The 14316-nt window shown below is 73.4% G+C and carries 9 protein-coding genes and 1 pseudogene; 3 read left to right on the top strand and 7 right to left on the bottom strand.

Translation table 11 applies throughout. The annotated features are described in order from the left end of the window. Nucleotides 1-274: 274 nt before the first annotated feature. The 3 genes and pseudogenes from Sri02f_RS43425 to Sri02f_RS38785 form a co-directional block, all read left to right on the top strand. Nucleotides 275-489, top strand: a pseudogene (locus tag Sri02f_RS43425) (PadR family transcriptional regulator); the annotation flags it as partial. Continuing rightward, nucleotides 486-1178: an ABC transporter ATP-binding protein gene (locus tag Sri02f_RS38790; RefSeq protein ID WP_109006000.1), complete on the top strand. Its 693-nt coding sequence runs from the start codon at nucleotides 486-488 to the stop codon at nucleotides 1176-1178. The pseudogene Sri02f_RS43425 and the gene Sri02f_RS38790, both read left to right, overlap by 4 nt. Continuing rightward, entirely contained in the window at nucleotides 1175-3538 is a 2364-nt protein-coding gene (locus Sri02f_RS38785; protein ID WP_109005999.1) for an ABC transporter permease, read from the top strand. Before Sri02f_RS38790 ends, Sri02f_RS38785 begins: the two co-directional genes overlap by 4 nt. A 170-nt stretch (nucleotides 3539-3708) precedes the next feature. On the opposite strand, the gene Sri02f_RS38780 is transcribed toward Sri02f_RS38785, so the two are convergent. The 7 genes from Sri02f_RS38780 to Sri02f_RS38750 all read right to left on the bottom strand — a co-directional run bounded on the left by Sri02f_RS38780 (nucleotide 3709) and on the right by Sri02f_RS38750 (nucleotide 14191). Continuing rightward, nucleotides 3709-6273 carry an SWIM zinc finger family protein gene (locus Sri02f_RS38780; RefSeq protein WP_307721075.1) on the bottom strand — a complete coding sequence of 855 codons (2565 nt, stop codon included), beginning with the start codon at nucleotides 6271-6273 and terminating at the stop codon, nucleotides 3709-3711. Then, the gene (locus Sri02f_RS38775) at nucleotides 6273-9116 is read right to left on the bottom strand and encodes an SCO1167/SCO6262 family helicase (RefSeq protein ID WP_109005998.1); all 2844 of its coding nucleotides are present in this window, start codon (nucleotides 9114-9116) and stop codon (nucleotides 6273-6275) included. Before Sri02f_RS38775 ends, Sri02f_RS38780 begins: the two co-directional genes overlap by 1 nt. Before the next feature lie 298 nt (nucleotides 9117-9414). Next, a complete protein-coding gene (locus Sri02f_RS38770; RefSeq protein ID WP_109005997.1) occupies nucleotides 9415-10008 on the bottom strand; it encodes a sugar kinase in 594 nt (197 codons plus the stop codon). A 67-nt stretch (nucleotides 10009-10075) separates the two neighbouring features. Beyond that, nucleotides 10076-11224: an ROK family glucokinase gene (locus Sri02f_RS38765; protein ID WP_069773009.1), complete on the bottom strand. Its 1149-nt coding sequence runs from the start codon at nucleotides 11222-11224 to the stop codon at nucleotides 10076-10078. Between the two features lie 155 nt (nucleotides 11225-11379). Next, nucleotides 11380-12153 carry an ATP-binding cassette domain-containing protein gene (locus tag Sri02f_RS38760; protein ID WP_109005996.1) on the bottom strand — a complete coding sequence of 258 codons (774 nt, stop codon included), beginning with the start codon at nucleotides 12151-12153 and terminating at the stop codon, nucleotides 11380-11382. Beyond that, complete coding sequence (locus Sri02f_RS38755; protein ID WP_109005995.1) at nucleotides 12150-13190, bottom strand: ABC transporter permease; 1041 nt, start codon at nucleotides 13188-13190, stop codon at nucleotides 12150-12152. Before Sri02f_RS38755 ends, Sri02f_RS38760 begins: the two co-directional genes overlap by 4 nt. Further along, nucleotides 13187-14191, bottom strand: a complete 1005-nt coding sequence (locus Sri02f_RS38750) for a sugar ABC transporter substrate-binding protein (protein ID WP_109005994.1) — start codon at nucleotides 14189-14191, stop codon at nucleotides 13187-13189. The genes Sri02f_RS38755 and Sri02f_RS38750 overlap by 4 nt, the downstream gene beginning before the upstream one ends. Nucleotides 14192-14316: the final 125 nt, after the last annotated feature.

Genomic DNA, 14316 nt, shown 5'->3' with positions numbered 1-14316 from the left:
ACCGCCACGCGTCCGCCTTGAGCGCGCCGACCCAGCGGCCCGGCCTTCCTGCCTTCCCCGGCCGCGCGGCCGCCTGTTTCCGTACTGTGACGATCGGGCCCACAGGCCCCGTCACCTGCGCTGTCGTACACGCCGCCACGGCCTAGACACACCGTGTATACACACCGCGTATACACGGTGTGTAGAGTGCGGATCATGTCCATCGGTCACACCCTCTCGGGGCTCGTGGAGTCCGACCCGCGCCAAGGCCACCGCCACGGCCACGGTCGCCCCCGCCCTGCCCGCCCGGCGCGACGCCGCCGGAATCCTCGACATCCAGCGCTCGGAGCAGCTGCGCAGCATGCGGTCCTCACCGGCCGCAGGCGCAAGGGCGACCCGGCGGACCGGCTGATCCGCGGCCACGCCCTGTTCCACCTGGAAGCCGACCCGCGCCGGCCGGAGCCGGCCGCCGCCCGACCCGACAGACTCCGTGAGGCTGTGACCCGATGACCACTTCTCCCCCCGGCCCCCTGCTCACCGCGCACGACCTGCGCAAGGCGTACGGCCCCACCCACGCGCTGGACGGCGCCGAGTTCTCCATCCACCCCGGCGAGGTCGTCGCCGTCATGGGCCCCTCCGGCTCCGGCAAGTCCACGCTGCTGCACTGCCTCGCGGGGATCGTGCCGCCCGACTCGGGGTCGATCTCCTACGACGGGCGCGAACTCTCGACGATGGGCGATGCCCAGCGCAGCGCGCTGCGCCGCTCCGAGTTCGGGTTCGTGTTCCAGTTCGGTCAGCTGGTGCCCGAGCTGACCTGCGTGGAGAACGTCGCCCTGCCGCTGCGGCTCAACGGCTCCTCCCGCAAGGACGCCGAGCGGACCGCGCTCGGCTGGATGGAGCGCCTGGAGGTGGACGACCTGGCGGCCAAGCGTCCCGGCGAGGTCTCCGGCGGTCAGGGCCAGCGCGTCGCCGTGGCCCGCGCGCTGGTCACCGGCCCGCGCCTGCTGTTCGCCGACGAACCCACCGGCGCGCTCGACTCCTCCAACGGTCAACGCGTGATGGAGCTGCTGACCGAAGCGGCCCGCTCGACCGACGCCGCCGTCGTTCTCGTCACCCACGAGACCCGTGTGGCCGCCTACTCCGACCGCGAGATCATCGTCCGCGACGGCAAGTCCCGCGATGTGGAGCGCGCCGTATGAACCCTCGTCAGTGGGCCCGCGACCTGGGCATGGGGGCCCGCTTCGCCGTCACCGGCGGACGCGAGGGCTGGGTCCGGATGACGCTCACCGCCGTCGGCGTGGGCCTCGGCGTGGCACTGCTCCTGCTGTGCACCGCCCTGCCCCATGTGTTCGCCGCCCGCCACAGGGTGGAGGAGGCTCGCTACGACAACACGTTCCTGTACGGCGACAAGGTCCCGGCGAAGGCCGACGACACCTTCCTGATCTCCGAGGCCGACACCACCTGGCACGACGACGACATCCGCGGCCGGATCGTCGAGCCCGAGGGCAAGCGCGCGCCGCTGCCCCCAGGAGTGAGCAGCTTCCCGGCCAAGGGCGAGATGGTGGTCTCCCCCGCGCTCAAGGAACTGCTCGCCTCCGACGGCGCCGGACTGCTGCGGGAGCGGCTGCCCTACAAGATCACCGGCACGATCGGCGAGAGCGGACTCATCGGCTCCCACGAACTGGCCTTCTACGCGGGCGCGTCGGGGCTGAAGCTCACCGACACCTCCCCGGTCCACCGGCTGCCCCGGTACGGCGAACCGGACACGACGGACGGGGCGTCCGAGAAGACCGATCCGGTGCTGCTGCTCATGATCCTGGTCGTGTTCGTGGTACTGCTGACCCCGGTCGCCGTGTTCATCGCCGCCGCCGTCCGCTTCGGCGGCGAGCGCCGCGACCGTCGGCTGGCCGCGTTGCGCCTGGTCGGCTCGGACAGCCGCATGACCCGGCGGATCGCGGCGGGCGAGGCACTCGCCGGAGCCCTGCTCGGCCTGGTCGTCGGCACCGGCTTCTTCCTCATCGGCCGTCAGACGCTGGGCTCCACCGAGGTGCTGGGCATGAGCGTCTGGCCCAGCTACCTCGACCCCTCCCCCGCGCTCGCCGCGCTGGTCGCGGTGGCCATCCCGGTCGCCGCCGTCCTCGTCACGCTGCTCGCGATGCGCGGCGTGGTGGTGGAACCGCTCGGTGTCGTGCGCGCGACGAAGCAGCGCCGCCGCCGGCTGTGGTGGCGGCTGCTTCCGCCACTGGCCGGCCTCGGGATGCTCTACCCGTTGATCGGCAAGGGCCGCGAGAACGGCGACTTCAACCAGTACCTCGTGATCGGCGGCGTGCTGCTGCTGCTGATCGGCATCACCGCGCTGCTCCCCTGGGTCGTGGAGGCGGTCGTCGTCCGCCTCGGCAAGGGCGCGCTGTCCTGGCAGCTCGCGGTACGACGGCTGCAGCTGAGCAGCGGAACCGCCGCCCGCATGGTCAACGGCATCGCCGTCGCCGTGGCCGGAGCCATCGCCCTGCAAATGCTGTTCACGGGGACGCAGAGCCAGTACACCAAGGCCACCGGCAAGGACCCCGGTCGGGTCCAGATGCAGGTCGACTTCAGCGACCGCAAGCCGCTGTCCGGCGTCGAGCGCGAATTCACTGGCACGAAGGGCGTGCGGGCCGCGGTGGCCCTGGCCATCTCGCAGTACGGGGACGCGCGCAGCGACCCGAAGAACACCAACGGCCTGACGGTGGGCAGCTGCACCGCCCTGCGCGAAGTCGCCGCGCTGCCCTCCTGCAAGGACGGCGACGTGTTCGTCACCCGCACCAGGACCGGCTACGACGACCCCGACAACGCCGAAGAGATCGCCGTGGTGAAGCCCGGCCGGCAGCTCTACATCGACCCGTCGTTCAGCGACGCCACCGAACGCGGCATCGAGGTGCCCTGGACGGTTCCGGCGAACCTGCGGGTGGTGGACGCGCGCAAGGACTCCCTGGGGAACGCCAACAGTCTGCTGGTGACCCCCGCCGCCCTGCCCGCCAAGGCCGCACCCGCGGTGTTCTCCGACGGGGTCTACCTGCGTCTGGACCTGTCGGTGCCGGAGTCGCGGGAGTACGTACGCAACACCGTCGCCCGGATCGACCCCCTGGCCCACACCTACGGCTGGTCGGCGACCCAGGAGGACGTCAAGTACGCCTCCATCCGCACCGGCCTGTTCGTCGGCTCCGCGTTCGTGCTGGCACTGATCGGCGCGAGTCTGCTGGTGTCCCAGCTGGAGCAGCTGCGCGAGCGCAGGAAGCTGCTCTCCGCGCTGGTCGCCTTCGGCACCCGGCGCCGCACGCTGAGCCTGTCGGTGCTGTGGCAGACGGCCCTCCCGGTCGGCCTCGGCCTCCTCCTGGCCGCGACGGTGGGCATCACCCTCGGCTCGGTGCTGCTGAAGATGACCCGTACACCGGTGACCATGGACTGGGCGAGCGTCCTGACCATGACCGGCGTGGGCGCGGCCGTGGTCGCCGTGGTGACGCTGCTCAGTCTGCCGCCGCTGCTGCGGATGATGCGCCCGGAGGGCCTGCGTACGGAATAACCCTCCCACGTCCCGCGAAGGGGGCTCCTCCTGCCGGGAGGAGCCCCCTTCTGCGCGCGGGAGTTGTGGGACGTCCTTGCCGCTTGCGGCGACGACAACCCTGCCAGCGGGGCCGAGCGAGGGGCCCCGGTCGGGTGCCGGGCTGTCGCTGCCCCTTGCGAGGTGCGCGGTCAGAGTTCGTCCGAGACGCCCAGTCCCGTGAGCGCGCCCACCGGGTCGGAGTCGGGGGTGCCGCGGGGCCACCAGTCGTCGTGGCCCGGTTCCGACTCGTACGCGTACCACAGCCCGTCCTGTCCGTAGCGGAGCTGGACGTGGCCGCGCGGGTGGGTGAGGTGGTTGCGGCGCGGGCGGAAGGCGGGGAGGTCGGCGGCGAGGAGGAGCGGGCGGGCCCGGTCGAAGCGGCCGGCCGGCGGATCCCAGCACTCCTCCAGGACGGTCAGCCCGTCCGGACCGCCCTGCCGCCAGGCGGCCACCGCGCGCGCCAGCTCGGAAGGGGTGCGGCCGGCGGCGGAGGCGAGCGAGGCGTAGAGGGAGCGGGTGGCGGCGGTGAGCCCCGAACCGGGACGGGACGCGGCGAGCCGTACGGCGTCCTGCCACAGGGTCAGCGCGCCGATCTCGTCGTGGCCGGTGGCCAGCAGGGCGTGCGCACGGGCCGCCGCGTCCGTCGCGAGATGGTCCAGCGCGAAGGAGTCGGGGCCGTGCGGGGCGGACGGGTAGGCCGGGGGCTGCTCGGGGTGCGCCGGCACGGGCAACGGGGCGGGAAGGGGCGGGAGCCGGCGCTCGGCGAGGGCTTCCGCGGCCCGGACGCCCGCCAGGGGTTCCGGTTGCTGTTCCTGCTCCTGCGCGGCGCGGGCCGCACGGACGGCGTTGCGGCGGGACAGCGCGTCGAGCACCTCGCGTTCCCCCCGGCCGCGCAGCAGGAGCAGCACGAAGGGGTCGGCGTCGAGGAGACGCGCCGTCTGGTAGCAGAGGGCGGCCGCGTGCTTGCACGGGTGACCGCGGTCGGGACAGCTGCACTGCGGTTCGAGGTCGCCGGGACCGGGCAGCAGCGGCACCCCGCAGTCGGCGAGGGACTCGGGCATCTCCTTGTCGATCAGCGCCGCGATGTGTCCGGGGCGCTCGACGGCGGCGTCCAGGAAGCGCTCCCAGTCCTCGCCTCCCAGCGTGCGCAGCCGGACCTGCACCCGGTAGGGGCGGGGGCGGCTGCCCTGCACGTACGCCAGGACCAGCCCGGGTGTGACCGTGATGGCGTCCACGTTTCCCTGCTCGGCGTACCCGCGTCCGCGAACCAGCCGCTTGAGGTCCAGGGCGCCCTCTTCGAGCGCGGCGACCCAGGCGTTGCCCCACCAGGTCTCGGCGAAGGCGGCGCCGGTACGGGGCGGGAACGGGGGGAAGGTGCGGCGGTGGTCGCCGTCCCGGGAGGGGGCCGCCATGGAGCGCGGCGCACGGGTTGCCTCGACGCCTCGGGCCGTCGCACCGGCCCTTCCCTCGACGGCGGCCGGAGAAGCCGCGGTCGCCGAGGCCGCGGTCGCCGAGGCCGCGGTCGCCGAGGCCGCGGTCGGCGAAGGCGCGGTCGGCGAAGGCGCGGTCGGCTCGGTGACGGGAGGAGCCGCGCTCGCTCGGGTGTCCGGGCCGTCCGCGCTCGCTTCGGCGGCCGGGGAGGGCGTACGCGTTTCGGGGGCCGGGGAGGTCGCGGGCCGGTCGGTGGCCGGACGCGGGGTCTCCTCCAAGGCCGCCGGCGTCGCGAGGTTCGGCTCGGGAGCGGTGAGGGGATCGGCGTCGGGGCCGGTCGTCCCGTCGGCCGGCATCCGGAACGCGCCGGCGAGCAAGTCCCTCACCGCACGCGCGCGTTCACCGGCCACCGGGTCGGGAGCCCGGCTCTGGAGCCGGTCTCCGGGGAGCCGGGGCTCGGGGTGAGGACGGCGGGGAGCTCGCGGGCCGTTGCGCTCGCTCTCGCGCCCGGCTCGCTCACCCGTCCCGGCCGAATCCCGGCGAGCCTGCGCGCGGGCCGCGCGCAGGGCCTCACGGGCGACGTCCCCGGGGCGCGGCCCGGTCGGGACGTCCGGGGTGGGCGGGACGTGCGGGGTGGGCGGGTCGTACGGGCTACCCGCCTCCGGCGCCGTGAGCTCGGGTGCGGTGAGCTCAGGCGCGGTGAGCTCGGGCGCGGTGTGCTCGGGTTCGGCGGCGGTCGCGGAGTGGGAGTCAGCGGCCGGCGAAGCCTCCACGGCGGACGGGGTGGCCGCCGTGGGAGACGCGGCCGGCGCCGCGGGGGTGCTCGGCGTGCGTCGCAGGGCCGCGCGGGCCGCGTCGGCCGGGCTCGTCGCGGAACCTCCGGTCGACCGGTCGGCGCGCGCCAGGGTCTGCGGCGACGGCTCGTCCGCCGGTCGGCGGGCACCTGGCTCCGCCTGCCGACCTTGCGGCTGCTCAGGCGTCCGTTGCCTCGTGGACGGTGTCCGCGGCCACTGCCGCTGCGGGTGCTTCAGCGGTCGGCCCGGCGGCGGATCCTGCCGGCGTTCCCGGGCCGCCCTCAGCGCACGCCGCACCTCGTCGGCCGGGCTGGACCCGGGTTCCTGTCGCCCCTCGTCAGCGCCGATCCCGTCAGCACTCATCCCGTCAGCGACGGGCCCGCCCGTGGCGGTCTCTTCGGCGTCGGCGGCCTCGGTGACAGGCTCGTCGGTGACGCCGTCGGCCGGTGCCCCGTACGGCTCACGCGGCTCGCCTTCCCGCTCCGTCATCACGCCTCCCTCCGCAGCCCGACCAGGTCGGACAGTTCACGGTCCGTCAGCTCGGTGAGGGCCGACTCGCCGGAGCCGAGGATCGCGTCGGCCAGCGCGCGCTTGGCCTGCAGCATCTCGGCGATGCGGTCCTCGACCGTGCCCTCGGTGATCAGTCGGTGGACCTGGACCGGCTGGGTCTGGCCGATGCGGTAGGCGCGGTCGGTGGCCTGTTCCTCCACCGCCGGGTTCCACCAGCGGTCGAAGTGGACGACGTGACCCGCGCGGGTGAGGTTGAGGCCGGTCCCGGCGGCCTTCAGGGAGAGGACGAGGACCGGGGTCGCGCCGTCCTGGAAGCGGTCCACCATCCGTTCCCGTTCCGGCACCGGGGTGCCGCCGTGCAGCAGTTCGACGGGGACGGCCCGGGCGGCGAGGTGGGCGGTGATCAGACGGGCCATTCCGACGTACTGCGTGAAGACGAGTGCCGAGCCGTCCTCCGCGAGGAGGGTGTCCAGCAGTTCGTCGAGCAGGGCGAGCTTGCCCGAGCGGGCGGCCAGGGCGTCGCCGGTAGGGGCGTCGGCCTCCTTGAGGTAGAGCGCGGGGTGGTCGCAGATCTGCTTCAGGGCGCCCAGGAGCTTCAGCACCAGGCCGCGCCGGGCGATGCCGTCGGCCGTCTCGATGGCCAGCAGGGACTCGCGCACGACCGCCTCGTACAGCGCCGCCTGTTCGCGGGTGAGCGGCACCGGGTGGTCCGTCTCGGTCTTGGGCGGCAGCTCGGGCACGATGCCCGGGTCGGACTTCTTGCGGCGCAGGAGGAACGGGCGCACCAGACGGGCCAGGCGCTCCACCGCCTGGTCGTCCTCGCCGTTCTCGACGGCGCGCGCGTGCCGGGCGCGGAAGGACTTCAGGGGGCCGAGGAGTCCGGGGGTCGTCCAGTCGAGCAGGGCCCACAGTTCGGAGAGGTTGTTCTCCACGGGGGTGCCGGTCAGGGCCACACGCGCGGGGGTCGCGATCGTGCGCAGCGCCCTGGCGGTCGCCGAGTAGGGGTTCTTCACGTGCTGGGCCTCGTCCGCGACGACCATGCCCCAGGACCGGCCGGCGAGGGCCGGGGCCGCCGAGCGCATCGTGCCGTACGTGGTGAGGACGAAGCCGCCCGGCAGGTCCGTCAGGCTGCGGTCGGGGCCGTGGAAGCGGTGGACGGGGACGCCGGGCGCGAAGCGGTTGATCTCGCGCTGCCAGTTGCCCAGGAGGGAGGCCGGGCAGACCACCAGGGTCGGCTCGGTGCGGGCCCGCTTCAGGTGCAGGGCGATGACGGTGATCGTCTTGCCGAGGCCCATGTCGTCGGCGAGGCAGCCGCCGAGGCCGAGGGAGGTCATGAGGTCGAGCCAGGCCAGACCGCGCAGTTGGTAGTCGCGGAGCGTGGCGTCCAGCCCGGCGGGCGGCTCGGCCGGGTGGATTCCGGCGGTGAGGCGGTCGCGCAGGACGGCCAGGGCGCCGACGGGAACGGCCTCGACGCTCTCGCCGTCGACCTCGGCGGTGCCGGTGAGGGCGACGGACAGGGCGTCCACCGGGTCCAGCAGGCCCAGTTCGCGCTTGCGGGCCTTGCGCACGAGTGCCGGGTCCACCAGGACCCACTGGTCGCGGAGCCGGACGACCGGGCGGTGGGCCTCCGCCAGGGTGTCCATCTCGGCCTCGCTGAGCGGATCGCCGCCGAGCGCCAGCTGCCAGCGGAACTGCAGGAGGTCCTCGCTCTCGAAGAACCCGGTGCCGTCGGTCGCCGAGCCGGGGGCGGGCCGCACCACGGCGGCCGCGCTGAGGTCCTGGGCCAGGTCCCTCGGCCAGTGCACGGCGACCCCGGCCGCCGCGAGCCGGGTGGCCGCCACCCCGAGCAGGTCGTTCAGCTCGTCCTCGGACAGGGCCAGGACGTCCGGCACGTCCTGTTCGGCGAGGCGGGCGAGGGGCGGCCAGACGCGGGCCGCGCGGCGCACGGCGAGAGCCGCGTCCACACGGGCGCGCGCCCCGAAGGCGGCATCGGCCTCGCCCGCCCACAGGGCCGCCGCGTCGGTCATCAGGGTGGGGTCGGCCAGGCTGTGCACCTGGACGATGGCCGCGCCGGCGCTGCGCGAGCGCCCGCTGTCGTCGCCGACGTCGAACATGTCGTACGCGGACAGGTCGAGGCGCAGCGAGATCCGCACGCCCGCGTCCATGCCGGCGGCGACCTCGGCGGCCCAGTCGTGCGCGTCCGGCAGGCGCTGGGGCCGTCGGTCGGCGAAGGGCCTTCCGCATGCGTGCGGTGCGGCGGGGGTGCGGGGCAGGGTGTCCGCGACGGCGTCCAGGAAGGACCGCATGAGGGCCTCGGGCTGCGGCAGCCGCAGCGCGCCGGCGCCGGGCAGCGGCACGGCGTGGCCCTCGGCCGGGAGCGCGGCGGCGACCGCGCGCAGGTGCGCGACGTCCTCCGGGTCCAGCGGGCCGGCCCGCCAGGCGTCGTGTCCGGTGGGCGTCAGGCCGGGCAGCAGACGGCCTCGGGCGGTGAGCCGCAGCGCGTGCAGCGCGGCCGCGCCCCAGCAGGCGGTGGCCGGGTGGGCGGCCGGGTCGCGGCGGGCGCGCACGAGCAGCGGGAGTGCCTTGTCGAGGGGCAGGGACAGGGCCGGGGCCTGTTTGCGGCGGATCGAGGAGCCGTGGCGGCGGACGACGGTGAGTTCCGTGCGCTCCGCGTCCGCCGCCACCGGCAGCGGGGCGTCCGCCGGATCCCAGAACGCGACGCGGCCCTCGCGCGGGAGGGGCGCGGGCAGGAAGACGGCGGCGAGCCGTACGCAGACGGAGCCGGGCTCCGCCGGAGCCGGGCCGTCGAGCAGCGCGCTCATGCCTTGTGTCCACCTCCCGCCCGTGTGTCGGATCAGTCGTCTCCGACTCTACGGGCGGCCTCTGACAATCGGCCCCGACGGCCGGCCGGGCCCGCCCCCGGGCACCTGCCCCACGGGGTCCCGCCGGTCCGGTCCGGGCCGACCGGACCCCGTCCCATCCCGTCCGCTGCGGTCCGATCCGGGCCGATCCAGCCCCATCCGGGCCGATCCGGCTCCGGTCAGCCGCGGCCAGGTCGGGTCGGGTCAGGTCGGGTCAGGTCAGGTCAGGTCAGGTCAGGTCAGGTCAGGTCAGGTCAGGTCAGGGGACGGTGCGCGAGACCACGTACACGAAGGGGTAGGTCGCGTTGCCCGTGTTCACCACCACGTCCAACGTCGGGTCGGGGTTCTTCTGTTCACGGATGAGCCCGAAATAGTCGCCGGGGCGGGAGCCGGCCCCGGTGAACTTCCAGCCAGTGATGTCCTGGTCGCGGTCGCTGATGGCGATGTCGCCCTTCTTCAGGTCCGCGCGGCTGACGCCGATGTTCTTGAGGAACTCGTCGAGGCCCGGGTGGGTGGTCTGGAACTGGACGTAGAGGCGGCTGGTCTTCCAGTTGTTCGTCTCGTAGTAGGCGACCTGGTTCGACGGGTGCGGGATCGGCACCTGGTACAGCCGGCGCTGCACGTTCGACGGCCAGCCCGCGGTCAGGCCGGTCGCCGAGTACTTGGCCTCCTTGTCCTTGCCGCTGTCACGGCTCTGGTCGGCGGAGATCACCAGATAGCCGGCGGGGACGCCGATGAGCAGCACGATGATGAGCAGGGTGATCGCCCTGCGACGGATCACGTGCCGGCGGTCCTCCGGCGGGCGGGACGGCTCGTCCGGAGACGCGCCCTGGTGGGGCAGCGAGGGTGTCATGCGAGGTCCGAGGTCGTACGGAGCGGTGCGGCGGTCAGGCCGGCGCCGGGGCGGGGCGACAGGGCGGTCAGGCCGTGTCCTGGGTGCGGCGGGCCGCCTCGGTGAACCGTTCGAAGCGCTCGAAGCGCTCCACCCGGCGGCGCTTGGCGCGGCGGAACCGGCGGGCGACCAGGCGGGCCAGGTCGGCGGCCCCGACCATGCCGGCCTCGGGGCCGAGCTGGGCGCGCACGATCCGGGCCTCGGGACGGTAGCCGCGGCCGGTGAGCTGGCGCTTGAAGGCGTCGCGCGCGGGGCTGATCAGCAGGTCGTCGGCGGCCGAGACACCGCCGCCGATCACGAAGCAGGACGGGTCGAGCGCGGCGGCCAGGTTGGCGATGCCGACGCCGAGCCACTGCCCGATGTCCTGCAGCAGCTCGATGCACATGGCGTCGCCGTCGCGGGCCAGCTCGGTGATCATCGGGCCGGTGATGTCGCCGATGTTGCCCTTGACGTGCTCGATGATCCCGTACGCCACCGGGGAGTCGGCGGCGGCCAGTTCGCGGGCCTCCCTGACCAGCGCGTTGCCGGAGCTGTACTGCTCCCAGCAGCCGCGGTTGCCGCACGGGCAGCGGTGGCCGCCGGGCACGACCTGCATATGGCCGAACTCACCGGCGACGCCGTACTTGCCGCGCTTGACCTGGCCGTCCTCCAGGATGGCGCCGCCGATGCCGGTGCCGAGGGTGATCATGACGAGGTGGTCCTCGCCGCGGCCCGCGCCGAAGCGCCACTCGGCCCAGGCGGCGGTGTTGGCGTCGTTGTCCACCAGGACGGGCACCGACAGGCGGCCGGAGAGCCGGTCGCGCAGCGGCTCGTTGCGCCAGGACAGGTGGGGCGCGAACAGGACGCGGTTGCGGTCGGCGTCGACCCAGCCGGCCGCTCCGATGCCCACGGCGTGCACGTCGTGCCGGTCGGACAGGTCCAGGACGAGTTCGGCGATGGTGTCCTCGACGACCTTCGGGCTCTTGGACTTGTCCGGGGTCTCGGTGCGGAGCTTCTCCAGGATGTTGCCGTCGGCGTCGACGACGCCCGCCATCACCTTGGTGCCGCCGATGTCGATGCCGACGGTCGGCACACGGGGCGCGGTGAGGTGCGAGCGGCGCTCCCTCGTGCCCACCGTGCGTAGTGCGGGGGCGCGGCGGGAGCCGATGGGGGCGCTGAAGTTGCCGTAGGTGCTCATCGCCGCCGATTCTGCCTCACCGTCGTGCCGGGTGCCGAGCGGGGCGGCGCGCACGCGACGAAGCCCACGCCCACGCCGCCCGTGTCCCCGGCCGGTCCGTTCCGGCTCGTGCCGCAGATCGTCAGCCGGTCCGTTCCGGCTCGTGCCGCAGATCGTCAGCCGGTCCGTTCCAGCTCGTGCCGCAGGTCGTCGAGCTCGTTGCCGCCCGCCATCTGCCGCGTCAGTTCCTCCAGGGTGATGGAGTCCCGCGTGTGGGTCCCCACCATCATGCCTCTTTTCAGCAGCACGAACCGGTCCCCCACCAGGTGGGCGTGGTGCGGGTTGTGCGTGATCAGCACGACGCCGAGGCCCTTGTCGCGGGCCGCGGCCACGTACTTGAGGACCATGCCGGACTGCTTGACGCCGAGCGCCGCGGTGGGTTCGTCCAGGACGAGGACCTTCGCGCCGAAGTACACGGCCCGCGCGATGGCGACACACTGCCGCTCGCCGCCCGAGAGAGTGCCGATGGGCTGGTCGACGTCACGCAGGTCGATGCCCATGCGGAGCAGCTCGGCGCGGGTGGTGCGGCGCATGAGGTCGACGTCGAGGCGCTTGAAGGGGCCGACGCCCTTCCTCGGCTCCGACCCCAGGAAGAAGTTGCGCCACACCGGCATCAGCGGGACGACCGCCAGGTTCTGGTGGACCGTGGCGATGCCCCGGTCCAGGGCCTCGCGCGGGGACGACAGTCTCGTCTCCTCGCCGTCCAGACGCAGGACGCCGCCGTCATGCTGGTGCAGCCCGGAGATGATCTTGATCAGGGTCGACTTGCCCGCGCCGTTGTCGCCGAGCACGCAGGTGACAGCGCCCGCGTGGACCTCCAGACAGACCCCTTCGAGCGCGCGGGCGGCGCCGTATCGCTTGCTGACGTCGGTCAGCTCGACGAGTGTCACTTCGTGGCCTCCGCGCGCTTGCGGACCCAGGCGTTGAGCAGGGTCGCGAGGAGCAGCATCGCTCCGAGGAAGAACTTGAACCAGTCGGGGTTCCACTCGGCGAAGACGATGCCCTTGCTCGTCATGCCGAAGATGAGCGCGCCGACCGCCGAGCCGACCGCGCTGCCGTAGCCGCCGGTGATCAGACAGCCGCCGATGACGGCCGCGATGATGTAGATCAGCTCGTTGCCGACGCCCTCGCCGGACTGGACGACGTCGTAGGAGAAGAGCAGGTGCTGGCCCGAGATCCAGGCGCCGAGGGCGACGCCCGTGTACAGGCCGACGGTCGTCCTGGTGACGGGGACGCCGACCGCGCGCGCCGCGTCCTTGTCGCCGCCCACCGCGAAGATCCAGTTGCCGGCGCGGGTGCGCAGCAGGATCCAGGAGGCGAGCGCGACCAGCACGAGCCACCACACGACGGTGATCTTGAGGTCGAGTCCGCCGATCGTCAGGGTCGAGGCGAACACGTCGTGGGCGGAGGGGAAGCCCTCCATGTCGGCGACGGTCTTCGTCGACACCGTGCCGTCGACGAGCTTGGTGAAGCCGAGGTTCATGCCGGTGAGCATCAGGAAGGTGCCCAGCGTGACGATGAAGCTGGGCAGCCGGGTGCGGGTGAGCACGAAGCCGTTGAAGGCGCCCACGGCGAGGGTGACCAGCAGCGAGACCCCGACTCCCACCCAGACGTTCGCGGTCGCCTGGTAGCTGAACATCGACGAGATCAGCGCCGAGGACGTGACCATGACGCCGGCCGAGAGGTCGAACTCGCCGCCGATCATCAACAGCGCGACCGGGACGGCCATGATCCCGATGGTCGAGGACGCGTAGAGAACGGTGCCGAGGCTGCCGGCGCGCAGGAAGCCGTCGGCGGCCAGGGCGAAGACGACGAAGACCGCGATCGCGCCGACGACCGAGCCCAGTTCCGGGCGGGCCGCCAGTCTGCGCAGCGGCGAGACCTGAAGAAACCTTTCATCAACCGGGCCGTGGGGCATCGCGCTCATCGGGTGCCCCGCTCGGTGTAGGCCGCCAGCGCCGCCGCCTGGTCCTTGGTGACGATCTGCGGACCGGTCAGCACCGGCTCGCCGCCGCCGAGGACGTCGCCGTTGTACTTGTACAGCCACAGCAGGTCGACGGCCTGGTAGCCCTGGAGATACGGCTGCTGGTCCACGGCGAAGCCGAGGTCGCCCTTCCGCAGTCCCGCGGCGACCTTGGCGTTGAGGTCGAAGGTGTCGATCTCCGCCTTGCTGCCCGCGCCACGCCTCGCCTGCACGGCGGCGTCGGCGTACGGGGCGCCCAGGGTGACGACCGAGTCGATCGAGGGGTCGGCCTGGAGCTTGGCCTCGATCGCGGACTGCACGTCGGACATGTTCGCGCCGTTGACGTAGAGGTTCTCGACGCGGCCCGCGAACGTCTTCGCCACGCCCGCGCAGCGTTGCTCGTGGCCGACGTTGCCCTGCTCGTGCAGAACGCAGATCGCCTTCCTGCGGCCCCGCTCGTCGAGCTCCTCGCCGACCGCCCGGCCGGCGATCGCCTCGTCCTGTCCGATGTGGGCGAGCGCGCCGAACGCCTTGGACTCGGCGGAGCCCGAGTTCACCGTGATCACGGGGATGCCGGCCTTCGCGGCGCGTGCGAGCGCGGCCTTCATCGCGTCGGGCTTGGCCAGCGTGACGATGATCGCGTCGACCTTCTTGTCCACCGCCGCGTCGACGAGCTGGGCCTGCTGCTGCCCCTCGTCGTCATGGGAGTACAGGAAGTCGATGTTGTCCTTGCGGGCCGCCTGCTCGGCGCCGCTCTGGACGATGTCCCAGAAGGTGTCCCCGTCGCCGGAGTGCGTGATCATCGCGAACGTCCAGCGGGGCGTGGTCACCGCCGCCCTGCCCTGGGCGGCCGCTGCCTCTCGGGCGTCCTCCGCGCGTTTGCCGCCGGTCGCGCTGCATCCGGCCAGGGACACGGTGAGTGCCCCCGCCAACGCGATCCCTGCCCGGGTCCGAAATCGTGCCACGAGGCCGTGCCCTTCTTGCCGTGTTCCGCCGTACGCGCACGTCCGGTGACCGCTCACCGGACGCAAACGCCCAAGTATCGAACACAGGGACCACGCGGTCCGTGGCCGGGGAGCGCCTGCCGCTC

This window comes from Streptomyces rishiriensis, assembly GCF_003112535.1.
Lineage (GTDB): Bacteria > Actinomycetota > Actinomycetes > Streptomycetales > Streptomycetaceae > Streptomyces > Streptomyces rishiriensis.
Note: the sequence above shows the minus strand (reverse complement) of the source record. Positions and strands in the feature narration are given on the sequence as shown.

What these genes read in the sequence shown, in the direction of transcription:
- Sri02f_RS38765 (WP_069773009.1), bottom strand. Translation starts at nt 11,224, where the DNA reads ATGAGCACCTACGGCAACTTCAGCGCCCCCATCGGCTCCCGCCGCGCC.
- Sri02f_RS38790 (WP_109006000.1), top strand. Translation starts at nt 486, where the DNA reads ATGACCACTTCTCCCCCCGGCCCCCTGCTCACCGCGCACGACCTGCGC.
- Sri02f_RS38770 (WP_109005997.1), bottom strand. Translation starts at nt 10,008, where the DNA reads ATGACACCCTCGCTGCCCCACCAGGGCGCGTCTCCGGACGAGCCGTCC.
- Sri02f_RS38785 (WP_109005999.1), top strand. Translation starts at nt 1,175, where the DNA reads ATGAACCCTCGTCAGTGGGCCCGCGACCTGGGCATGGGGGCCCGCTTC.
- Sri02f_RS38780 (WP_307721075.1), bottom strand. Translation starts at nt 6,273, where the DNA reads ATGACGGAGCGGGAAGGCGAGCCGCGTGAGCCGTACGGGGCACCGGCC.
- Sri02f_RS38755 (WP_109005995.1), bottom strand. Translation starts at nt 13,190, where the DNA reads ATGAGCGCGATGCCCCACGGCCCGGTTGATGAAAGGTTTCTTCAGGTC.
- Sri02f_RS38775 (WP_109005998.1), bottom strand. Translation starts at nt 9,116, where the DNA reads ATGAGCGCGCTGCTCGACGGCCCGGCTCCGGCGGAGCCCGGCTCCGTC.